18 protein-coding genes and 1 pseudogene are annotated in these 21775 nt (G+C 73.5%); 8 read left to right on the top strand and 11 right to left on the bottom strand.

Going from position 1 to position 21775, the window contains the following annotated elements; genetic code table 11:
* Position 1 precedes the first annotated feature (1 nt).
* Together OJ254_RS18325 and OJ254_RS18320 are read left to right on the top strand one after the other, a co-directional pair.
* Positions 2-745 (top strand): maleylpyruvate isomerase family mycothiol-dependent enzyme, encoded by a 744-nt coding sequence (locus OJ254_RS18325; RefSeq protein WP_265363190.1) that lies wholly within the window; start codon positions 2-4, stop codon positions 743-745.
* Between the two features lie 10 nt (positions 746-755).
* Positions 756-1411, top strand: a pseudogene (locus OJ254_RS18320) (MBL fold metallo-hydrolase).
* A 67-nt stretch (positions 1412-1478) separates the two neighbouring features.
* Here the strand turns inward: OJ254_RS18320 and OJ254_RS18315 are convergent.
* The 4 genes from OJ254_RS18315 to uvrB form a co-directional block, all read right to left on the bottom strand.
* Positions 1479-2471, bottom strand: coding sequence for a TerC family protein (locus OJ254_RS18315; protein WP_265363189.1), 993 nt, complete (start codon positions 2469-2471; stop codon positions 1479-1481).
* A gap of 216 nt (positions 2472-2687) precedes the next feature.
* A complete protein-coding gene (locus OJ254_RS18310; RefSeq protein WP_265363188.1) occupies positions 2688-4652 on the bottom strand; it encodes a TerD family protein in 1965 nt (654 codons plus the stop codon).
* A 104-nt stretch (positions 4653-4756) separates the two neighbouring features.
* Positions 4757-5335 (bottom strand): TerD family protein, encoded by a 579-nt coding sequence (locus OJ254_RS18305; RefSeq protein WP_265363187.1) that lies wholly within the window; start codon positions 5333-5335, stop codon positions 4757-4759.
* 167 nt (positions 5336-5502) lie between these two features.
* Positions 5503-7635, bottom strand: coding sequence for an excinuclease ABC subunit UvrB (gene uvrB / locus OJ254_RS18300; RefSeq protein ID WP_265363186.1), 2133 nt, complete (start codon positions 7633-7635; stop codon positions 5503-5505).
* Positions 7636-8177: 542 nt separating this feature from the next.
* On the opposite strand from uvrB, the gene OJ254_RS18295 reads away from it, so the two are divergent.
* The 3 genes from OJ254_RS18295 (at position 8178) to OJ254_RS18285 (ending at position 10379) form a co-directional block, all read left to right on the top strand.
* On the top strand, positions 8178-9068 hold the full coding sequence (locus tag OJ254_RS18295) for a glycerophosphodiester phosphodiesterase (RefSeq protein WP_265363185.1): 891 nt from the start codon (positions 8178-8180) through the stop codon (positions 9066-9068).
* A 90-nt stretch (positions 9069-9158) separates the two neighbouring features.
* Positions 9159-9758, top strand: a complete 600-nt coding sequence (locus OJ254_RS18290; RefSeq protein WP_265363184.1) for a methylated-DNA--[protein]-cysteine S-methyltransferase — start codon at positions 9159-9161, stop codon at positions 9756-9758.
* A gap of 78 nt (positions 9759-9836) precedes the next feature.
* Complete coding sequence (locus OJ254_RS18285) at positions 9837-10379, top strand: DUF1697 domain-containing protein (RefSeq protein WP_265363183.1); 543 nt, start codon at positions 9837-9839, stop codon at positions 10377-10379.
* Positions 10380-10400: 21 nt separating this feature from the next.
* Here the strand turns inward: OJ254_RS18285 and OJ254_RS18280 are convergent, their stop codons facing one another.
* Positions 10401-10871: a type II toxin-antitoxin system PemK/MazF family toxin gene (locus OJ254_RS18280; RefSeq protein ID WP_201802071.1), complete on the bottom strand. Its 471-nt coding sequence runs from the start codon at positions 10869-10871 to the stop codon at positions 10401-10403.
* Between the two features lie 136 nt (positions 10872-11007).
* Here OJ254_RS18280 and OJ254_RS18275 point away from each other — a divergent pair, with 136 nt between their 5' ends.
* The gene (locus OJ254_RS18275; protein ID WP_265363182.1) at positions 11008-12438 is read left to right on the top strand and encodes a WGR domain-containing protein; all 1431 of its coding nucleotides are present in this window, start codon (positions 11008-11010) and stop codon (positions 12436-12438) included.
* Between the two features lie 29 nt (positions 12439-12467).
* On the opposite strand, the gene OJ254_RS18270 is transcribed toward OJ254_RS18275, so the two are convergent.
* From OJ254_RS18270 to OJ254_RS18255, 3 genes are all read right to left on the bottom strand, one after another.
* Positions 12468-13106 (bottom strand): nucleoside/nucleotide kinase family protein, encoded by a 639-nt coding sequence (locus OJ254_RS18270; RefSeq protein ID WP_265363181.1) that lies wholly within the window; start codon positions 13104-13106, stop codon positions 12468-12470.
* Positions 13107-13639: 533 nt separating this feature from the next.
* A complete protein-coding gene (locus tag OJ254_RS18260; protein WP_265363180.1) occupies positions 13640-14581 on the bottom strand; it encodes an IclR family transcriptional regulator domain-containing protein in 942 nt (313 codons plus the stop codon).
* A 159-nt stretch (positions 14582-14740) separates the two neighbouring features.
* The gene (locus OJ254_RS18255) at positions 14741-15685 is read right to left on the bottom strand and encodes a quinone oxidoreductase family protein (protein ID WP_265363179.1); all 945 of its coding nucleotides are present in this window, start codon (positions 15683-15685) and stop codon (positions 14741-14743) included.
* A 723-nt stretch (positions 15686-16408) separates the two neighbouring features.
* Between OJ254_RS18255 and OJ254_RS18250 the strand changes: the two genes are divergently transcribed.
* On the top strand, positions 16409-17962 hold the full coding sequence (locus tag OJ254_RS18250; protein ID WP_265363178.1) for an FAD-dependent oxidoreductase: 1554 nt from the start codon (positions 16409-16411) through the stop codon (positions 17960-17962).
* Between the two features lie 227 nt (positions 17963-18189).
* Positions 18190-19191 carry an RNA ligase (ATP) gene (locus OJ254_RS18245; RefSeq protein WP_265363177.1) on the top strand — a complete coding sequence of 334 codons (1002 nt, stop codon included), beginning with the start codon at positions 18190-18192 and terminating at the stop codon, positions 19189-19191.
* Here the strand turns inward: OJ254_RS18245 and OJ254_RS18240 are convergent.
* From OJ254_RS18240 to OJ254_RS18230, 3 genes are all read right to left on the bottom strand, one after another.
* Positions 19153-20073: a helicase-associated domain-containing protein gene (locus tag OJ254_RS18240; RefSeq protein WP_265363176.1), complete on the bottom strand. Its 921-nt coding sequence runs from the start codon at positions 20071-20073 to the stop codon at positions 19153-19155. The two genes, OJ254_RS18245 and OJ254_RS18240, sit on opposite strands and share 39 nt — an antisense overlap.
* A gap of 314 nt (positions 20074-20387) precedes the next feature.
* Entirely contained in the window at positions 20388-21170 is a 783-nt protein-coding gene (locus OJ254_RS18235) for a hypothetical protein (RefSeq protein ID WP_265363175.1), read from the bottom strand.
* A gap of 14 nt (positions 21171-21184) precedes the next feature.
* Positions 21185-21700: a hypothetical protein gene (locus tag OJ254_RS18230; protein ID WP_265363174.1), complete on the bottom strand. Its 516-nt coding sequence runs from the start codon at positions 21698-21700 to the stop codon at positions 21185-21187.
* Between the last annotated feature and the right edge of the window lie 75 nt (positions 21701-21775).

Here is a 21775-nt window from a genome sequence, read left to right as displayed (position 1 = left end):
CATGACCGTCACCCCGCCCCATTTCGCGCACGATGTGGCCGCCGTTCGTGAGGCCACCGACCGGCTCCTGATCTCGCTGGGCAAGCTCGACGACGCGGCGATCGGCGAACCCTCGCTGCTGCCCGGATGGACCCGCGGCCACGTCCTCGCCCATCTGGCACGCAACGCGGACGCCCTGGTCAACCTCCTCACCTGGGCGCGGACGGACGTCCGTACGCCGATGTACGCGAGCGCCGAGGCCCGGGACGCCGACATCGAGCGGGACGCCGACCGTTCCCTGGAGGCGCATCTGACGGACCTCAAGGAGAGCGCCGCGCGGTTCGACGCCGCGGTGGACGCACTGCCGGAGGCGCGCCGCGCCTTCGAGGTGGAGATGCGCAACGGGGTCGTGGAGCGCGCCGACCGGCTGCCGCTGCGCCGCCTGGCCGAGGTGGAGCTGCACCACCTGGACCTCGGCGTCGGCCACACCCTGGACCAGCTGTCGCCCGCGTTCATCGACGACGAGCTGGCGTTCCTGACCACCGTCAAGTTCGCCGGGCACCCGGACCTGCCCGCCCTGGAGATCCGCACCGACGACGGCCGCCACTGGCACACCGGCCGCGCGGCCACCGGCTCGGGGGACGCACCCGCGCCCGTGGTGGTGACCGGCTCCGCAGCAGCTCTGGTCGGGTGGCTCACCGGGCGCGGCGACGGCACGGAACTCGACGGTCACGGCTCCGCGCTGCCTGTCGTACCCCCGCTCTAGAGTGGGGTTCATGGCCTACAGCGGAGCAGTGAAGGTCGGCGGACCGGCCGACGTGCACGAGCTGACCGACCTGATGATCTCGAAGGTCGCGGTCGGTCCGATGGACAACAACGCCTATGTGCTGCGGTGCCGGGCGACCGACGAGCAGTTGCTGATCGACGCGGCGGCGGACCCGCACACCCTCCTCGCGCTGATCGGCGACAGCGGCCTGACGTCCGTCGTGACCACGCACCGCCACGGCGACCACTGGGGCGCGCTGCGCGAGGTGGTCGGCGCGACGGGCGCGCGGACGTACGCGGGCCGGTACGACGCCGAGGGCATCCCCGTCCCCACGGACGTCCTGGTCGACGACGGCGACACGATCACCGTCGGCCGGGTCCGGCTGACGGCGCGCCATCTGGTCGGCCACACCCCCGGCAGCATCGCGCTGGTCTACGACGACCCGCACGGCCCCCGCATCTGTTCACCGGCGACTGCCTGTTCCCCGGTGGCGTCGGCAACACCTGGGGCGACGCCGAGAAGTTCAGCAGTCTGATCGACGGCGTGGAAGGCAAGCTCTTCGGCGAACTCCCCGACGAGACCTGGGTCTATCCGGGCCACGGCAACGACACCACCCTGGGCGCGGAACGCCCGCATCTGGCGGAGTGGCGCGAGCGGGGCTGGTAGCGGGGCTGCGGCCACCGGCCGTCGGGACGTGCGGAGACGGGCCGCGTGACGGCCCGTCTCCGGCTGTTCAGGCCTCGACGCGCTGCTTCGCGTCCGCGTCCGCCGCCTCGGCCGCCGCCTGCTTCTTCGAGGCGCGCAGGCTGGTGAGCGTGGTGACGACCAGCACGGCGCAGATGACGCCCAGGGAGACCGGAATGCTGATCTCCGGTACGGCCACACCGGACTCGTGCAGCGCGTGCAGTACGAGCTTCACGCCGATGAAGCCGAGGATGACCGACAGGCCGTAGGAGAGGTGGACCAGCTTCTTGAGCAGGCCGCCGATCAGGAAGTACAGCTGTCGCAGGCCCATCAGGGCGAAGGCGTTGGCAGTGAAGACGATGTACGGGTCCTGGGTGAGGCCGAAGATCGCCGGGATGGAGTCCAGGGCGAAGAGGACGTCGGTGGTGCCGATCGCCAGCATGACGATCAGCATCGGGGTCATCAGCCGCTTGCCGTTCTCGACCACGAACAGCTTGGTGCCGTGGTAGCGGTCGGTCGACGGGAAGCGCCGCTCGACCAGCTTCAGGAAGCGGTTCTCCTCGTACTCCTCGTCCTCCTGGTCCGCCCGCGCCTCCTGGATGAGCTTCCAGGCCGTCCAGATGAGGAACGCGCCGAAGAGGTAGAAGATCCAGGAGAAGTTGGCGATGATCGCGGCGCCCGCGCCGATGAAGCCGGCCCGCAGCACCAGCGCGATCAGCACGCCCACCATCAGCACCCGCTGCTGGTAGACCGCCGGGACCGCGAACTTCGCCATGATCAGGACGAAGACGAAGAGGTTGTCGACGCTCAGGGATTTCTCGGTGATGAAGCCGGCGAAGAACTCACCGGCCGGTGCGGTCCCGCCGAAGACCAGCAGCCCGAGGCCGAACAGCGCGGCGAGCGCGATCCAGACGGCGGTCCAGGTGCCGGCCTCCTTGAGGGAGACCTCGTGTGGTTTGCGGCCGCCGATGAAGAAGTCGGCGGCGATCAGGGCGCAAAGACCAAGGATGGTCAGCGCCCACAGGGTCAGGGAAACGTCCACTGCTCCTCCGGCAGAGTCGTACGGCACTCACAGCGTCGTCGCTGCCGGAGGTCTCTTCCGCCCCGCGCCGCCCGAAGGGCACGGGGCCGGCGTCCCGGGATCTCGTCACCTGCACGAGCCGTGATGACGGGTACGCCGCATCGGGAGTACTCCCCTCCGCACCAAGAAGAGTAAAGGATGGCCAAGGTTTAGTAAAGGGATAGACAAAAGGCCTGGTCAGTGGGTTGGTGGGAGGGGTGGGCCGGCGGGTTCGGTGCGGGCGGCGGCGCGGCGGGCCTCCGCGAGCCGGGTCAGCACCTGGCGCACCACCTGGCTGCCCTTCGGGGCGAGCGCCGGCTCGTACGTCCAGGCGTGGCCGACCCAGGGATCGGCGAGGTGGGCGTCCGGCACCGGGGTGATGCGCAGCAGGGAGCGCCACAGCGGGTCCAGCACCGGGCCGAACTCCTGGGCCTGGGCGCGGTCGGCGACCATCATCAGATGGACCCCGGCCGCCGGGCCCTCGTCGGCCAGATAGCGGAGCATGGTCACCGCGCGGTCGTCGAAGCCGTGCGGGAAGTCATGGACGATCAGCAGCTGCTCGGCGGTGTCCAGATCCGGCGGGAGCGCGTCCGCGGCCCGGCTGCGCATCGCCATCTGCACCAGGTCGACCCGCCTGATCAGCCCCTCCAGGACCGGGGCCACCCCCTTGGCGCCGGGCACCGGGGGCCCCGGCAGGAAACCGGTCTCCACGAGCGGCGCGAGTGCCTGCGCCGCCGTACCGCCGGGGTCGATGACCTGCACGGCGAACTCCCCGGCGGGGTGGACGGCGAGCAGCCGGGCGGCGATCGCGACGGCGGCCTCCAGGGCGAGCCGTCGTATCTCCGCCGCGTCCGGCGGCCCGTCCGTCAGCGCGCTGCCCAGCTCGCGCCGGCCGAACTCGCGCTCCGGTCCGGGCTCCGCGCCACGGACGACGGAGTCGGGTCCGCTGTCGATCCACAGCCCGCGCTCCAGCGGGAGCCGGACGAGCATGGGGATGCGCAGGTCCAGCACCTCGGGGAGGTGCAGATCGCCCAGCCGCAGCGCCATCGGGCGCTCCAGGGGGACGTGGGGGCCCTGCCAGACGGGGTTGTCCCAGCGGGCGAAGGCGGGCGGCAGGGCGGGCTCGACGACCTCCGACTCGGCGGTCAGCTGCGCCAGGTCGCGGTCGAGGGCGGCGCGGGCCTGGGTCAGGAGGGTGGCGTGCCGGTCGCGGGCGGTGGCCCGGGCGACGTCGGCGGCGGTGCCGAGGCGGTTGCGCGGGTCGGCGAGGACCTCGTCGAGCTCCTGCTCCAGACGGGACGCGGCGAAGTCCGATGCGCTGCGGTAGGCCGCGACCGAGCGGGCCAGGTCCTCGAACATGCCCCAGATCTGGTTGTAGAGCCGCTCCTCCATGCTCCATCCGGCGGCGTCCCCGGCCACCGGCGGCGGAGGGCCGTCCGCCGCGGGGGCGCCGGACGGGGCCGGTGCGGGCGGCGTGGGGCCGGGTGCGGGGGTGCTGCGGCGCTTGGGGTGGCGGTAGTCGACGGGGCCGGCGGCGGCCGGGGCGCCGGCCGCGGACGTGCCGACGGGGGCGGACGTGCCGACGGGGGCGGGGGCCGGGATCTCTTGCGCCGGGTCCGGTGCGGCCGCCGCCTCGACCTCGGCGGCTACTTCGGCCGCCCGGGCCAGCCCCTGGTCGTGCAGCAGCGCCGCCAGGCCGCCGGAGTACCCCTGGCCCACCGCCCGTACCTTCCAGGCGCCCTGCCGGCGGTACAGCTCGACGGCGACGACGGCCGTCTCGGCGGTCAGTCCGGTGACGGTGTAGCCGGCCAGGCCCGTGCCGTCGACGGCGGTGAGCCGTACGGACGGGGCGGGGGCCGCGCCGAAGGTGGCCGGCGCGCCGCTCCGGGCGGCGAGCGCCAGCAGCACGCTGACCCGGTGGACGGCCGCGGGCAGCGCGTCGAGGTCCACCGTGAGGCGGTGCTCGGCGGCGGCCCGGTCGGGCACCTCGACGCCGGGCCGGCGGGGCGCACCCGGGTGGACCACGGCTTCGGCGCCCGGCAGCCCGCCCCGCTCGTCGCCGAGCGTCATCCCGGCCACGACGGGGACGCCCGCCGCGATCCGGAGCTCCACCCGGCTCCGGTCCAGTGGATGGTTCTGGCCCCGGACCAGCTCGGCCGTCATCGTTCTTCCCCCTGGTTGTCACTCGTCCCGGGCCCGCCCCGGGCGGCTGCCCGGGGCGCACGGCGGCGCGGCCCGGGTGCGCGCTGCCGTGGTGCTGCGGCTGCTTACAGGTGCGGGACGATCGCCGGGACCAGGTCCTGGAAGGTGCGGCCGACGGAGGGCTCGCCGATGGCGGTCATCTGCCAGCCGTTGCCGACGCGGTGCACCTTGGCCATGACCTGCGCGGTGTAATTGCCGCCGCCCGTGAGGGTGTAGCGGGCCAGCTCCTGGCCGGTGGTCTCGTCGACCAGCCGGCAGAAGGCGTCCTCCACCTCGGTGAAGGTCTGCCCGGTGAAGGAGTTGACGGTGAAGACGATCTGGTCGATGTGGACCGGCAGCCGCGCCAGGTCGACCAGGATCGCCTCGTCGTCACCGCCCTGGCCGGCGCCGCCGACCAGGTTGTCACCGGTGTGCCGGACCGCACCGTCGTCGCTGACCAGGTGCTGGAAGAAGACGACGTCGATCGGCTGCGTGCCGGCGAACAGCACCGCCGAGGCGTCGAGGTCGATCTCCTTGGTCCGCCGGCCGAACAGTCCGCGGCGCGGCGCCGAGCGCCAACCGAGCCCCATCCGGACCGCGGTCAGCGTCCCCCCGTCGGACTTCTGCAGGCTGATGCCCTGCCCCTTGGACAAATTGACCGACACGCGCCGTCCCCTCTCTGTACCGTCCCGCCCACGTTTCCGGCGGCAGCTTCGACCCTACGCACGACGGCGGGCCCGGGGCGTCACGGGCCCGCGTTTGTGGCGTTTCTGCAACACCAGGGCGGGCGCGCCACCCGTCCTGGTGAGTGCGCCACCCGCCCGGCCCCCCACTACTTCACGCCGGCCTCCCTCATCTGCCGCAGCTCCTTCTTGAGCTCGCCGACCTCGTCGCGCAGCCGGGCGGCGATCTCGAACTGCAACTCGGCCGCGGCGGCCCGCATCCGCTCCGTCATCTCCTCGATGAGCTCGGCGAGTTCGGCCGCGGGACGATCCGTCAGCGGTGCGCCCTCCTTGGCGCCCTTGCCCTTCGCCGGCTTGCCGCCCAGCGCCGGGACCGGCGCCTTGCCCTTGGTGTCCTTGGCGTCGCCCGGCTTGCGGTAGCCGCTGCCCAGCAGCTCCCGGGTGTCGATCTCCTCCCGGGCGATGGTGGCGACGATGTCGCCGATCTTCTTGCGCAGCGGCTGCGGGTCGATGCCGTGCTCCTTGTTGTACGCCAGCTGCTTCTCCCGGCGGCGGTTGGTCTCGTCGATGGCCTTCTCCATCGCCGGGGTGACCTTGTCGGCGTACATGTGCACCTGGCCGGAGACGTTGCGCGCGGCGCGGCCGATGGTCTGGATCAGCGAGGTCCCGGAGCGCAGGAAGCCCTCCTTGTCGGCGTCCAGGATGGCCACCAGGGACACCTCGGGCAGGTCGAGGCCCTCACGCAGCAGGTTGATGCCGACCAGGACGTCGAACTCGCCGGAGCGCAGCTCGCGCAGCAGCTCCACGCGCCGCAGGGTGTCGACATCGCTGTGCAGATAGCGGACCTGGATGCCGAGTTCCAGGAAGTAGTCGGTGAGGTCCTCGGCCATCTTCTTGGTGAGCGTGGTGACCAGGACGCGTTCGTCCTTCTCGGTGCGGGTGCGGATCTCGTGCACCAGGTCGTCGATCTGCCCGTCGGTGGGCTTGACCACGACCTCCGGGTCGACCAGGCCGGTCGGGCGGATGATCTGCTCCACGAAGCCGTCGCCCCGGGCCAGCTCGTACGGCCCGGGGGTCGCGGACAGGTAGACGGTCTGCCCGATGCGGTCCAGGAACTCCTCCCACTTCAGCGGCCGGTTGTCCAGGGCGGACGGCAGCCGGAAGCCGTGGTCGACGAGGGTGCGCTTGCGGGAGGCGTCGCCCTCGTACATGGCACCGATCTGCGGGACGGTGACGTGCGACTCGTCGATGACCAGGAGGAAGTCCTCCGGGAAGTAGTCGATGAGGGTGTTGGGCGCCGAGCCGGGCTCGCGGCCGTCCATGTGCATGGAGTAGTTCTCGATGCCGGAGCAGGAGCCGATCTGGCGCATCATCTCGATGTCGTACGTCGTGCGCATCCGCAGCCGCTGGGCCTCCAGCAGCTTGCCCTGCTTCTCCAGGGTGGTGAGGCGGTCCGCCAGCTCGGCCTCGATGCCGGCGATGGCGCGCTCCATGCGCTCGGGGCCGGCGATGTAGTGGCTGGCGGGGAAGATGTACAGCTGCTGGTCGTCGCTGATCACCTCGCCGGTGAGCGGGTGGAGGGTGGAGAGCGCCTCGATCTCGTCGCCGAACATCTCGATCCGGACGGCCAGCTCCTCGTAGACCGGGAAGATCTCGATGGTGTCGCCGCGCACCCGGAACGTGCCGCGGGTGAAGGCCAGGTCGTTGCGGCTGTACTGGATGTCGACGAAGCGCCGCAGCAGCTGGTCGCGGTCGATCTCGTCGCCGACCTTGAGCGGCACCATCCGGTCGACGTACTCCTGCGGCGTGCCCAGGCCGTAGATGCAGGACACCGAGGCGACCACGACGACGTCACGCCGGGTGAGCAGGGAGTTCGTCGCGGAGTGGCGCAGCCGTTCGACCTCCTCGTTGATGGAGGAGTCCTTCTCGATGTACGTATCGGACTGCGGGACGTACGCCTCGGGCTGGTAGTAGTCGTAGTAGGAGACGAAGTACTCGACGGCGTTGTTCGGCAGCAGCTCGCGGAACTCGTTGGCGAGCTGGGCCGCGAGGGTCTTGTTGGGCGCCATGACGAGGGTCGGGCGCTGCAGCTTCTCGATCATCCACGCGGTGGTCGCCGACTTGCCGGTACCGGTCGCGCCCAGCAGGACGACGTCCTTCTCACCCCCGCGGATGCGCTGCTCCAGCTCGGCGATGGCCGCCGGCTGGTCACCACTGGGCTGGTACGGGCTGACGACCTCGAAAGGTGCCACCGTGCGTTCGATCTTTGATACGGGCCGCATGGAATCCACCGTACGACCCGCCACTGACAATCGACGTGGCAATTGCTCCGACCTGCGATGTCGGGGCCGCCTCAGCGACGGGGCGGCACTGTCCGGCGGGCGCGGGACGCGGCGCGGCGGCGTCGGCCGGATGCCGCGGGGCCGCCATCGCGGGGCGCCCCGCCGATCACCGTCCGCCGGTGCCCCGCGACGCCGGCTTCATGATCGACCGGGCCCCCGAGCCAGGCGGTCCCCGAGTCCAGCTTTTCTGCCCGCCTGACCAAAACCGGTCAGAAGCGCGACGGGTGACACATCATCGGCCAAGATGCGCGGACGCTCCGGCTCCGGCAAGTTGGACGGCGGCGGAAGCGTACGTCTGTTGCATGACAGATCCGGGCATCCTGCAATTGCGCGACGCTCCACACGGCACACCGGCCATGTCTCGTTCAGCGCCCGGCCACCCCACGACCGCCTCCCGTCACGGCCCGGCTGCGAGCCTCTTCCGTCCCTCCGGTTCCTGTCCGTTCTCGTCAGCTCACCTCACGACGTCACGAGGAGTCCGTATGCGTATTCGCCCCGTTGCCACCGTCGTCGCCGGTGCGCTCATGGGTCTGTCCGCGCTCGTCCTCTCCCCGGCCGCCGCCCAGGCCGCACCGCACCGGAACACCCCGGTGACGGTCGCCCACCGCGGCGCCTCGTCGTACGCCCCCGAGAACACCCTCGCCTCCATCGACGAAGCCGCCCGGCTCGGCTTCGAATGGGTCGAGAACGACGTCCAGCGCACCAAGGACGGTGAGCTGGTCATCCTCCACGACAACTCGCTCGCACGGACCACCAACGTCAAGCAGGTCTTCCCCGACCGCTCCCCCTGGAACGTCTCGGACTTCACCCTCAAGGAGATCGAGAAGCTGGACGCGGGCAGCTGGTTCGCACCGAAGTTCGAGGGCGAGCGGGTGCCGACCCTCGTGGACTACATGGACGAGGTGGAGGAGAACGACCAGAGCCTGCTGATGGAGCTGAAGTCGCCGGAGCTCTACCCGGGCATCGAGCTGCAGACCCTCAGGGAACTGCGCCGGGCCGGCTGGCTGGACAGGGAGCACCTCCGGCACCGGCTGATCATCCAGAGCTTCAACGCCGACGCCATCAAGACCGTGCACACCGCCCGCGCGGACATCAGAACCGGCTTCCTCGGGAACCCCTCGGTGGCCGACCTGCCGAAGTACGCGCAGTACTGCGACCAGATCAATCCGGTCCACACGGTGGTCACCCCGGAATACGTCGCCGCCGTACACGGGCTGCGGGGGCCGCACCGGCGGCCGCTGGACCTGTACACCTGGACCGTCGACGACGCGGCCACCGCGGTGAAGGTCGCCGGGCTGGGCGTCGACGGCATCATCACGAACAAGCCGGACGTGGTGCGGGACGCCTTGGAGGGCCGCGACCACTCCGGCTGAGCGCCGGTGACCTGCGGGGAGCGGGCCGCGGCGGCCGTCCGCGGGGCCGTTCCCCGCCGCGTTGTCAGTGGCGCGTCCTACCCTGATCAGGTGACGAATTCCGAGCAGGTTCCGGGGCCGGCGGCCCGGGCGGACGCGCCGCCGAAGGCCGGGTCCGCCGCCCGGCGCGACTGGGCGTGGACCCGCCTTGTGACCCCCATCGGCCCGCTGCTGCTCGCCGCGACGCGGGACGGTCTGGTGCAGGTCGTCTTCCACGCGGACGAGCGGAGGGGCCGCCGCGCGCTGACCCGGCTGGAGCAGTTCTTCGGCGGGCCGCCGCTTCCGGAGACACCCCCGCTGGCGACGGCCGCGGCCGAGCTCACCGCCTATTTCGCCGGGGACCTGCGGACCTTCACCGTCCCCTTGGACTGGTCACTGTCGTCCGGTTTCCATGCCCGGGTGCTGCAGACCCTGGCCTCCGGTGTCCGCTACGGCGACGTGGTCGGCTATCAGGACCTCGCCGACCGGGTCGGGGAGCCGGGTGCCGCCCGCGCGGTGGGTGCCGCGATGGGGTCCAATCCGCTGCCGGTCGTCGTGCCCTGTCATCGCGTGGTCGCCAGTGACGGCGGGATCGGCGGCTTCGGCGGCGGCCTGGAGACCAAGCGGCAACTGCTCGCGCTCGAAGGCGTGCTGCCCGCGCCGCTCTTCTGATCCCGTCCCTCCGGTTCCGGCTCCCGGTACCGGCCGTCGTCCGTCCTCGTCGAGGCCGGCTCCCCGAAGGGCAGTGCCATGTCCCGTCAGATCGCCCTGCTCCGCGGCATCAACGTCGGAGGCCACAACTCCTTCCCCAAGGCCCGGCAGCGGGAGCTGGCGGAGGCGCTGGGGCTGAAGGACGTCACCGTGCTGCTGCAGACCGGCAATCTCGTCTTCGCCGATCCGGGCACCCCGCCCGGCGAGACGGCCCGGCGGATCGAGGACCGGATCGCCGCCGAGCTCGGCCTCAATGTGCCGGTGGTCGTGCGGACCCGTGACGAGCTGGCCGCCGCGGTCGCCGCGAACCCGTTTCCGCAGGCCGTGGCGGAGCCCAGGAGCCTGCACCTGACGTTCCTGTCGGAGGTGCCGGCCGACACCTCGCGGCTGAACGCGATCGACCAGGCGGCGTTCGCGCCCGACCGGTTCCGGCTGGCCGGACGCGAACTGTACCTGTGGTGCCCGGACGGCATCGGCCGCTCCAAGCTCGCGGCGCTGGTGAGCCGCACCCCGCTCGGGGTGACGGCCACCGCCCGCAACTGGAACACCGTCACCAAGCTCCTGGCGCTGGCGGACGCCTGACGCCGCCCTGGCCCCGGCCGTTCAGCGCCAGCCGTGGAACTCCCGCAGCCGGTTGGCGACGAGGTTGAAGCGGCCCCGGTCCAGGGCACACGCCTCGCGCCGCATGCCCTCCGGGTGCACCCGAAGGACCCGGTCGAGCGCCACCCAGGAGTCGCGGCCGGCGCGGTCCCAGGGGCCCGCGCCTATGGCCACCCACTCCCGGTCGTTGCTGTGCCGCTTGCTGGACAGCTGGACCGCCAGCAGCGTGCCGCCGGTCTCCCGGGCGACGACCAGCACCGGCCGGTCCTTGCCCCGGCCGTCGTTCTCCTCGTAGGGCACCCAGGTCCAGACGATCTCGCCCGGGTCCGGGTCGCCGTCCGGGTCGGGCGCGTAGGTCATCCTGACGGTGCCGACGGAGCCCGGCCGGGCTTCCACGGTTGCGGTGGGCCCCTGGCTGCCGGGCAGCGCGTCGGCCGCGCCGGAGGGGTCTGATGCGGTGAAGGAAGAGGTCACGCCCCCACGCTAACCGCCGCCCTGAGCAGGGCGTTCAGCGGCCCCGGGCCGCGCTCCACGGCCCGTTGTCAGTGGTCGGCCGTACGGTTTTTCACAGCGGGGGACGGCCGTCGGGGCCGCCCGGGAGGGGAGCATCATGTCCGAGACCACGACGTACCTGGAACTGTCCCAAGAGGGCGGCGGCGCCCACAAGTTCTACGAGGTGACGGTGCGGGACACGGTCGTCTCGGTGCGCTACGGCCGGATCGGCGCGGCCGGCCAGCGGCAGACCTCGACCTTCCCGACGCGGGAGAAGGCCCAGGCCGCGGCGGCGAAGAAGATCGGCGAGAAGGTCCGCAAGGGCTACGCCCCGGCCGTCCAGGGGCAGCGCACCGCCCGCCCGGTGACGCGCCGCCAGGTGTCCTCGGCGCCGTCGACGGCCCGCGCGGTCGCGCCGGTGCTGTGGCGGTTCCGCACCGGAGCCGCGGCGTTCGGCATCCACATCGACGAGGACCGCGCCTGGGTCGGCAACCAGAACGGCGATGTGCACGCGCTCGGCCACGACGGCGAGGTGCTGGCGCACTACCGGCTGCCCGACGGCGTCAAGTGCCTGGTGGCGGACGACTTCTGGATCTACGCCGGCTGTGACGACGGCACGGTCTACGACCTCTCCTCGAAACTCCCCTTCGCCGCCTACGGCATCGCCCCCGACGTCGACATCTTCTGGCTGGACATCCGCGAGGGCATCCTCAACGTCGCGGACCGCAGCGGCGGTCTGACGGTCATCGACCACGAGGACGAGTACCAGTGGTCGCGGCGCAGCACCGGTGACCACGCCTGGATGGTGCGGCGGGACGAGCGCGCCGTCTACCACGGCCACCGGCGTGGCGTGACGGCCTACCTGGCCGACGGCAGCGGCGAGTTGTGGCACACGCCGACCCAGGGCGCGGTGCTGTTCGGCTGGCAGGAGGACGACTCGGTGTACGCCGGTACCGACCGGCGGGTGGTCCAGCGGCTGGCGAAGGACTCCGGTGCGCTGGAGGCGACGTACGCCTGCGACACGGTCGTCTACTCCTGCGCGACGGCACCGGGCGGCCGTTACGTCTTCGCCGGCGACTCGGCCTCCTCGGTGTACTGCTTCGCCGCCGACGGCACCCGCCTGTGGAAGCTGGGCACGGGCGGGGGTTCGGCGCTGTCGATGCAGTATCTGGACGAGAAGTTGTACATGGTCACCACCGACGGGTCGCTGGTGTGCGTGGACGCGAGCGAGGCGGCGGTCGCCGCCGCCCGGGCGGGCACGGTGCCGGTGGCCCGGGACGTGAAGTCGGCCGCCGCGCTGCCGACGTACACGCCCTCGGCCACGGTGCGGACGGTGGCGTCCGCGGCCGCCTCGGGGGTCGTGGTGGAGTGTGTGCAGGAGGGCGGCCGGCTGCGGGTCCATGTGGTCTCCGAGGGCTATGAGCCGTCCTGGAACGTCCAGTTCCCGCGGCACATACGCCGGCCCGGGGTGCGGTATGTCGTCGACGACCTGTCGGCGGCCGCGGGCGGGTTCTACCGCGTCCGCGGCGAGATCCGACAGCTGGTCTGAGGCCGCCGGACCGTTCCGCGGCCGCCGGATCAGGCGGGCCCGCTCCAGGCCGGCCGGCGCGGGTCGTCGGCCCGTACGACGATGTCCGCGGCCTCCTCGGGCCGGGTCTCGGCCTCGTAGCGCGCGAAGGCGGGCAGCGTCCAGTGCTCGTGCGGCGGGGTGCGGCGGGCGAGCGCGGCCGGTGACAGCGTGAGGTGGACGGTGAGATCGAAGGGGAACCAGTGACCGAGCAGGAGGGGACCGTGCAGCAGCAGGACGCCACCGGGCGGCAGCGTCACGTACGCGCTGCGGGTGGCCCGGTCGGCCACCGGGTCCCAGAGGTCCGGGAGGACGCGACCGGTGCCGCCCGGGTCGAGCGGCTGGAAGACCTCGCGCCACAGCGCCTGCCGGTCGAACCACTCGTCGTGGTAGGCGTCGGGGTCCTCCCGGCCGTATTCGAGCCGCAGCGAGGCGGGGCGCAGGAAGCCGAAGGCGCCGGCCGTGTGCACCGCCCGCCCGCGGAGCCGCAGCGCCTCGGCGAGCCGTTCGGCGAGGTCGCCGGGTGCGGCGGCGGGCGCTCCGTCGAGGGCCACTCTCCGCCAGGGGCTGCCGTCCTCGGCCTCCGTGGTGAGGATCCGCTCGGCGAGCGCGTCGGTGAGCCGTTCCCAGGTGATCGCTTCGAGCCGCACCCCGCCATTGTGCCGGGCGGCGGGGCGCGGTGCGCGCGGGGTCAGCCGGGGAGCGGCCCGGCGGGCGGGAGGGGGAGTTGCGGACCTCGGAGACGAAGCCGGCCTGGACGACGGTGCCGTTGACCCCGCCGCTGATGTTGTTGTGCACGTGCCACACGGTTCCGCGGTCCGGTGCCGGCGCGACCTCGTCGAGCAGGGCGCGGAGTTCGGCCGCGGCGGCCGGGTCCTCGCTCAGCAGCCGTCGCAGCCGCAGCCGCCAGGCCGCGGTCACGCCCGCCACCCCGTCCCGGTCGCCCTCCTCCTGCGCGGCGACGAGATCGGCGCGCGAGTCGTCCAGCTCGCCCTCCAGCGCGGCCGCGTCCCCAGCGCCCCGGCGGCGGGCGAGGAAGGCCGCCATGCGGCGCCGCACGGTGCCCCAGCCCTCCGTCGCCATCTGCTGTACGAGCGTGGTCGCCCCTGCCGTGGCGAGTGCCACCAACTCCGCTTCCATCGGTCCCCCTCGGGTGTCGGGTGTGGTTCCGTCGCGCCGCGGTTCAGGCCTGGCCCGCGTCCGGGCCGGCGGCGCCGTAGCGGCTGAGTTCGGCCGCCGCCTCCTTCGTCGCCTCGATGACGTCCTCGGGGGCCACCGGCATCACGGACTTGAGCTTGAGCAGGAGCACCGCGCCCATGATGGAGCCGTCCCAGATGATCGGCGCGGCGCAGGAGTTCCATCCGGCCATGCACTCCTCGTAGCCGAGCGCGTAGCCGAGGTCGCGGACCTCCGCGAGGGAGGCCGCCAGCGCGTCGTTGTCCCGGTAGACGCCCGGTCCGGCCTGGTCCGGTACGGGCTCGGCCAGGACCCGCTGCTGGAGCACCTCCGGCAGGTAGGCCAGGATCGTCCGCCCGGAGGCGCCGGTGCGCAGGGAGCGCGTCACGGACAGCACATCGCGCGGCGTCATGCCGAGTTCGGCCAGGTCGGAGTCGCCGACGGCCATGTCGACGCACTGCCGTTGGGCGCCGGAGAAGGGCGCCACCATGTAGAGGAACGCCAGCCCGCCGTCGGTGGCGGTCCGCAGTTCCTGCAGCACGGTCTGGGTGACCGTGCCGTCGAGGCGGTGGTCGAGCGCGGTGAAGGCGAGCTGGGCGGCGGAGGTGCGCAGCCGGTACAGGCCGCGGTCGACCCGTTCGAAGATGCGCTGGTAGATGCCGGACTGCAGGATGCGGTAGACGACGGAGTCGTCCAGGCCGGTGAACTCGGCTATCTCGCCGGGGCCGTGGGCCGATCCGCCGAGTTCGGCGAAGGCGGTCTGGACGAGGAAGACCCGCTCGGCATGGCTGGATCCCGACGCCCGGGTGCCCGCCGAGGACCCGTTCTTCGCCGTCTGGCGTCCGTTCTTGCGCCCCGAGGGGCCCGGCGTCGTGACGGCGGTGCCCGAAGCGGAGGCCGACGCGCCGGCCGCGGCCGGCGAACCCGGTGCTGTGGTGCTGTTGCCCATCGTGTGCTCTCTCCCCTGGCAGTGTTCCGCGCCCGTAGGCGCCCGGCGTGTCCGGTGGAAGCCGACGCCCCCGTCACCCGCGGCCGCACCCTCCGGCAGTCGGCGCCCGGGAGTGCTCCCGGGGCCGTTCTGCCCGCCCGTGGCCCCGGGTTACCCGCATTATCGGGCGACGTCGAGGGCGAGCTTCCCGGTCGGTGTGCGGGCGGCGAGGTCGTGGTGCGCCCGGGCGGCCTCGCCGAGCGGGTAGGCGGCGCCGGTGAGCGGCTGGAGGGTGCCGTCGGCGACGGCGTCGAACAGCGCCCGCATGGACGTCGGCAGTGCCGTACGGTCCGCGTAGAGCTGCGGCAGCCAGAAGCCGGAAACGCTCAGGGAGCGCTCCATCAGGTCCCGGGTCGGCACGTTCGCCAGGTCGCCGCCGGCGAAGCCGTAGACGGCGAGCCGGCCGCGCGGTGCGACGGCGGCGAGGGTGCGGGTGAAGGTGGCGCCGCCGGTCATCTCCAGAGCGGCGTCGACGGGGCCGCCGGCGGCGTCCAGGATGCGCTCCGTCAGGTCGTCGGCGTGCGAGTCGACGACGGCGTCGGCGCCCAGTTTCGCGGCCAGTTCGCGCTTCTCGGGCGAGCCGGCGAGGCCGATGACCCTGGCCCCGGCGTGCGCGGCGAGCTGGACGGCCAGCGAGCCGACGCCGCCGGCCGCGGCCGGCACGACGAGGGTCTCGCCCTTGGTGATCCGCAGTACGGTGAAGAGCAGGTGCCAGGCACTGTTGCCCTGGAGGGCCAGCGCGACGGCCTGTTCGTCGCTGATGGCGTCGGGCACGTCCCAGGTGACGCGGCGGTGCAGCAGGGCCTGTTCCGCGTAGCCCCCGCCGCGGCACAGTCCGACGACCCGGCGGCCGCCGTCCACGGTCCCCACGACCTCGTTGCCGGGTGTGTAGGGCAGCTCCACGGGGGCGAGGTAGGAGTCCCCCCGGACGTGCACGTCCGCGTAGTTGACACCGGCCAGGGTCACCTGGACCAGCGAGTGGCCGCCGCGGGGTGCGGGCTCGGGCACGTCCTCCAGCCGCAGCACGTCCGGACCGCCGAATTCTCGCATCACAATCGCGCGCACGACTCTCCCTCAGGTTCACAAGTGCGGTGCCCGCACAGGGTAGGCGGGGCGGTCGTTGTCGGGCGGATACCCGATCATTTCGCGCCAACCATGAGAGGTTCGGCCTGCCGTTGCCCTTCTCCTGACGAGATTTTCCCGCCTGCTTTCTCGCGACGCGAGAAACGGCCGGAGCATTTTCTACCGATTGCGCCGTTTTGCAGCAGATCTACCCAGCGGTATGGCCGAGATGGCTGCCTCGCATCCCTCGCTCAAAGTCGGCTACCGGAAGTGATCGCCGCCGCCTACGATCCCGAATTGTGTCCGCCGTTGACCACTTGTGACGGCCGCGTCCCCTGGGGCCGAGCGCGCTCCGCGAGGCAGTGCCGCTCGCCCACCGCACCCGGTGATACGGGCGGGTGGCGGAGGGCATGGCCGCGTGCAGGGCAGCGCGGGCACGGCCTGAGGGGGAATCATGATGGGGAAATCGGGGGGCGGCAGGCCGGCGTACGCGCCGGCCTGCCGGGACCCACAACGCGCACTGCCACTTCCACCGGCACCTCTCCGCCTGCTGCGGACCGCATCCGCGTCCTTGCCGCCCTCGCTGACGGCCACCGTCGCGGCTGCCACGGATGCCGTCATCGCCGCCGCACGCCGCCACTCCCGGCCATACGCGGCACCGCTCTATCTGGACGTGTCCCGCCCCCGCCGGGGGACCGTGCGCCGCCGACGAGAACGGGACTGCCCATGAACGCCTCGAGCAGTACGCCCGGCAGCGGGCTGCAGTTCACCCACCCCTACCTCGCCGTGGTGCTCGGCGGCGGCTTCACGGGCATGCTCGCCGCGGCCGCGCTGTCCGAGTACGCCGAGGTCATCGTCGTCGAGCGGGAGCGGCTGCCGCGGACCCCGGCGCTGCCGACCGACCTGCCGCACGCCCGGCACGCCCATCTGCTCGCCGCGCACGGCGCCCGGATGGTCGAGGCCCTGGTACCCGGCAGTGTCGAGCGCTGGCTGGCGGAGGGCGCCCGCCGGGTCCCGGTGCCGGCGGAACTGGCCGGTCGCGCTTCCCTGGGCCGGCCGGACCGGCACGGTCCGCCGCATCTGATCGCCTGTTCCCGCGATCTGCTCGACCGGGTCATCCGGCAGCAGGTGCCGGCCCGCCCCGGGGTCGCCGTCGTCGACGGCACCGAAGCGGAGGAGCTGACCGGCACCGCGGAGCACGTCACCGGGGTGCGGGTCCGCGACACCACGACCGGTGAAACGTATCGGCTCGACGCCGACCTGGTCGTCGACGCCACCGGCCGCCACTCCACCAGCCGGGCGCGGCTCGCCGCCCTGGGACTGCCGCGGGTGGGCGAGGACCGCGCGGACTCCGCGATCGTCTCGGCGACCCGGATCTTCCGCGCTCCCGAGGGCGCCGAGAACCTCCCGGTGCTCACCTCCCGTTCGGGCCTCACCGTGCCGCCGCCCGGCCCTTCCGGCGCCGCCCGCGCCGCGGCCGGACGTACCCTCCCGGTACGGGCCGTCCCGGAGCGGACCGCGACGCTGGTGCCGATCGAGGGCGGCCGCTGGCTGGTCACCCTCACCGGCACCGGCGAGGACCGGCCGACCCAGCACGCCGGCCGGTTCGTGCCGTTCGCCCGGCGCGCGGGAGATCCCCGCATCGGTGACCTCATCGCCGACGCCGAGCCGCTGAGCGAGGTGCGGCTGTCCCGCGACACCGTCAACCGGCGGTGGCGCTACGAACAACTGCCGTCCTGGCCCTCGGGATTCCTCCGCGCTCGGCGGTGCGGTGGCCGCGCTCAGCCCCGATTTCGGCCAGGGCCTGTCGCTCGCCGCCCACGGCGCCACCGCACTGCGCGAGGCACTGGCCCGGTACGGCATGGACGATCCGGCGCTCGCCCGGAGGGTCCAGCGCACCATCGGACGCCTCGTCGACGAGCTCTGGTCCGTGGCCATCGGTGTGCCCGGCCACTCCCCCGCCGCCGCCGGACCACCGTCTGCCGCGCCTATGTCGACGCCGTCACCGGGCCCGCGTCCGGCACCGTTCCTGCGCGGCCCGGCCGCCCTCGCGATGCTGCGGGACACGGCCCGGACCCGTCCGGTCACCGGCACCGCGGACTGGGAGGCGCCCCCGCTGCCCGTCCGCCCACGGCGCAGCCCACCGCCTCCGGCGCCCGCCTGAGATCTCGCCGCCGCGGCCGCCGCACCGTCCGCCGTCTCGGCCGTCCCCACCGCCCGGCGCCCGCTCGGTTTCCGGCCGACGGCACTGCGCCGCACCGGCAGGGCGGGGCGCCGTAAACCGGCCGAGGGCTGATCCCGCGGCCGCCGGCCCGGACGTACCGGCCCATGGGGGAAATTCGGTCGCCCGGCGTCCTCGGGGTCGCTCAGAGTGGGACGGGGCGGCGCAACCGGGCGCCGCCCGAGGCAGTGCCAGGAACGGGGGGCGGGATGTCGACGCTGCGCGTCACCGCCGAGGAACTGACCATCCACGCGCATCCGAACGCCGATGCGCTGGAGCTCGCCAGGTGGGCCTGTATCGCGCGGTGGTCGCCAAGGGCGCCTACCGCACGGGCGATCTGGCGGTCTACATACCGGAACAGGCCGTGCTGCCCGGGGAGTTGGTGGCCGAGCTCGGGCTGACGGGGAAGCTGGCCGGCTCCGCGGCCAACCGGGTCAAGGCGATCCGGCTGCGGGGCGAGCTGTCGCAGGGCATCGTCTGCCGCCCGACGGCACTGGCCGGGGTGGATCTGGCGAAGGCGCGGGCGGACGGCTCCGACTTCGCGGCGGAGCTGGGGATCGTGAAGTGGGTCCCGCCGGTGCCGGTTTCGATGAGCGGGGACGTCGAGGCGGCGCCCGAACTGCTGCCGTGGATCGACATCGAGAACCTCAAGCGCTGTCCGGCGGCGTTCATGGACGGCGAGCCGGTGGCCGGTCACGGAGAAGGTGCACGCACGGTGCTGTGTGTGACGTACCACGCCGAGAGCGGGCGACTCCAGGTGACCTCCAAGGGGCTGGGCGCGCAGCGGCTCGCCCTGATGGAGACCCGAAGAACCTGTACTGGCGGGCGGTGCGCGGCCACGACGTCGCGCGGGTGGCGGCGGAGCTCGCCGGTGAGCTGGGGGCGTCGCGGCTCGGGGTGTAACGGCGAGGTCTACGGCGCCGGTGTCCCCAGGACCTCGGCTACGGCGCGGACAGCCGGCGTGGGAGCCGGGTTACGCGGTGTTCGACGTCGCCGTGGAGGCCGGCGGGCAGCTGCGGTGGCTGGACCCCGAGGAGCTGACCGGGATGCTGGACGGCCGGCTCCCGTTGGTGCCGACGCTGTACCGCGGCCCCTACGAGGCGGCGCGGTGATGGAACTGGCCGAGGGCCGCGAGACGCTGTCCGGGCGTGCGGCGCACATCCGGGAGGGTGGTGGTCGTCCGCCCGCTCCGGGACCGCTACAGCGCGGAGCTGGGCGGCCGGGCGGTGGCCAAGGTGGTCGGCGCCGCCTATCTGACGCGCAAGGGCGCCGCACGGAGTACGAGTAGCCGCCGCCCGGCCGCCGCGGGCGCCGTCCGCCGCCGGTCAGGACCGCTTGCTCCGCCGGTCAGTTCGCCGGTCACGGGTGCCTCCTGGGGCTGTTTCCCGTCCCAGGAGGCGCCGGGCGAGGTGAAGCGGGGCGTGCGGGTCGCGGGCCGGGGCGGGGGCCTGCGAGCGGTGTGAGGGGGAGGCGTTCGACGGTGGTCGTGCCGGTGTCGGACTCCAGGGCCGGCGCATAGCCCGCGGCGCGCAGCGCGTCCAGGGTGGCGGTCGGCGGGCGGCCGCTGACCAGGACGGTCGGGGCGATGACGCGCAGGGCGAGGTCGCGCAGTCCGCGGTGGCCGGCGAGTTTCCCGGACGAGGGTTTCGTCGTCGGAGCGGATGCAGCAGGCGGCGGGCAGCACCGCATCCGCCCGTGGGCGGCGGGCGGCGTCCCGTACGAGGTAGTGGAGCGGCTGCGGCAAGGCGCCGGTCGCCGAAACGCCGGTGAGCTCGGTCAGGAGGGTATCGGCCGAGTGTCCGGTGTCCAGCGCGCGGCGGACCGATGCGGGGGTGAACCTCCAGGTCACGGCGTGTTCCTCGGACTCCCGGTCGGCGGCGGAGGCGAGCAGTCCGGCGAGTGCGGCGGACGGCCGGCCGGGGACGACGGCGGTCAGGTCGGCCTGGAAGTGGGCCTGTTCGAGCGGTGCCGGCAGCAGATCGCCGAGCGGATCGGCGAGGGCGTCCGGGCCGTTGAGCAGGGCCCGCCCGAGGGGGGTGAGGCTGCCGTGCGCGACGAGGCCCAGGTAGGCCGCTTCGTGGAGGGTGTGGGCGGCGCGTCCCTCGGCCATCGGCCGGCGGGTGACGGCGAGCGGGCGGTACCAGTCCGCGGCCCGGAGGAGGTCCGCCAACGGGGCCGTCGCCAGGCCTCGCGTTGCTCCGGTGCGTCCGTGGCCGGCAGGGGCGGGAGGGGCGCTCCGGCACCGGACGGGACGGTGTCCAGGGCGGTGAGGAGGGCGTGCCGGAGGGCGGGGGCGTGCCGGTCGCGCCCGCGGACGAGTGCGGTCGGGGTCTCCCCGAACGGCGTGTGGGTGGGGGGCCCACAGGGCGGACCAGGCGGCGAGGACGGGGGCGAGGCGGGCGCCGGGCGGGCGGTCCAGCAGCCGTCCGTCGTAGGCGCCGGTGGGGAGCGCGGTGATCCCCGACGGGGTGCGGGTGAGGGCGATCAGCTCGGCGGCCAGGGCGAGGTCGAGGAGCAGGCGGACGTGCGGTTCGGTGGCGCCGGCGGCCTTGGCCAGCCGTTTGATCTCCCGTACGGCCAGCCCGCGGACTTGCGGAGGGCGGCGGGCTGAGTGGCCAGGGAGGCCAGCAGGCGCTCCAGGGTGGCGGCGAAGGCAGCCGCGGCGGCCCGGGACTCGTCGTACGGCGAGGTCGCCGGGACCGGTGCGGCGGGCCATGCCGGGGTCGCGCTCGGGTCCGGGGTGAGCCGTGGGGCGTCGGGGCGGAACGGGCCGAGGTCGTCGCGCGAGGAGTTGGGGAGGCGCGGCGGGGACGACGACGGCGCGCGTCTTCGGTGGGGGCGGCCGAGACCGTCGTCGTAGAGGGCACGCAGGGCCGCCCTCGGCGGCGGAGCGTGCCGGTCCGGCCGGTCGGCGCCGAGCGCGGCGAACACGTCCTGGGGCGGGACCGGTTCGCCGGCCAGGTGGGCGAAGGAGAGCCGGTGCGCCATCAGGGACTGGTAGTCGGCGCCGGGCGCGGGGGCGGTCCGCCCGGTGCGTTCCTGGCTGAGCCGGGCTGGTGGTGGCGAGTATCCGGAGCCGGGGGTGGTCGAGGTGCAGCACCAGGTGGTGGAGGGTTTCGTAGGACCACAAGGCGGTTTGCCAGGGCCGCGGAGTTCGGTGGGGGCGGGGCGGCGGGCGAGCGGCTCGGCGTGGCGGGTGAGGAGCGCGGCGAGCTGCTCGGGGGTGCGGCGGGCGAGGAGGCGGGTGAGTGTGTCGAGACCTTCCACGGCGTTGAGGTTAGTCATCGTGCGAGCAGGGTGGTGAGGGCGCCTACCGGGTCGGGGTCGGCGGGGCCGGCGGGCCACCAGTCCTCGGCGCCCGGTTCGGATTCGTACGGGTACCAGCGGTGGTCGTGTCCGAAGCGGAGCTGGAGGCCGCGCGCCGGGTCGGTGAGGTGGTTGTGGCGGGGTCGGAGGCCGGCAGGTCCGCGGCGCGGAGGGCGCTGCGGGCCCGGTCGAAGTCGCGGCCGGGGGTTCCAGGTGGTGTGGAGGAGGGCGAGCCCTTCGGGTCCGCCCTGGCGCCAGGCGGCGACGGAGCGGGCCACGTCCGTCGGCGTCCGGCCGGTCGCCGCGGCGAGATCGCGGTAGAGGGTGCGGGTGGCGGAGGTCAGCCCCGGTGGGGGTGGGCCGTGGCGGCGAGGCGCACGGGCGTCCTCCCAGGCGGGAGTTCCGGGAACGGGCCGCTGGGGGCCGGCCGTCCGCCGGGGTCCGCAGCGGTGGTGAGCAGGCGTGGGCGCGGGCCGCGGCGTCGGCGGCAAGCAGTTCGAGGGTGGCGGGTCGAAGGGCAGGCCGTCGCCCTCGGGGAGGGCGTGTGGCCGGCCGGGCTGCGGCGG

It is taken from the genome of Streptomyces endophytica, assembly GCF_026153355.1.
Classification (GTDB): Bacteria; Actinomycetota; Actinomycetes; order Streptomycetales; family Streptomycetaceae; genus Streptomyces; species Streptomyces endophytica.
This window is presented reverse-complemented; position numbering and strand designations above follow the sequence as displayed.

What these genes read in the sequence shown, in the direction of transcription:
- OJ254_RS18295 (WP_265363185.1), top strand. Translation starts at nt 8,178, where the DNA reads ATGCGTATTCGCCCCGTTGCCACCGTCGTCGCCGGTGCGCTCATGGGT.
- OJ254_RS18250 (WP_265363178.1), top strand. Translation starts at nt 16,409, where the DNA reads ATGAACGCCTCGAGCAGTACGCCCGGCAGCGGGCTGCAGTTCACCCAC.
- OJ254_RS18325 (WP_265363190.1), top strand. Translation starts at nt 2, where the DNA reads ATGACCGTCACCCCGCCCCATTTCGCGCACGATGTGGCCGCCGTTCGT.
- OJ254_RS18310 (WP_265363188.1), bottom strand. Translation starts at nt 4,652, where the DNA reads ATGACGGCCGAGCTGGTCCGGGGCCAGAACCATCCACTGGACCGGAGC.
- OJ254_RS18260 (WP_265363180.1), bottom strand. Translation starts at nt 14,581, where the DNA reads ATGGGCAACAGCACCACAGCACCGGGTTCGCCGGCCGCGGCCGGCGCG.
- OJ254_RS18275 (WP_265363182.1), top strand. Translation starts at nt 11,008, where the DNA reads ATGTCCGAGACCACGACGTACCTGGAACTGTCCCAAGAGGGCGGCGGC.
- OJ254_RS18285 (WP_265363183.1), top strand. Translation starts at nt 9,837, where the DNA reads ATGTCCCGTCAGATCGCCCTGCTCCGCGGCATCAACGTCGGAGGCCAC.
- uvrB (WP_265363186.1), bottom strand. Translation starts at nt 7,635, where the DNA reads ATGCGGCCCGTATCAAAGATCGAACGCACGGTGGCACCTTTCGAGGTC.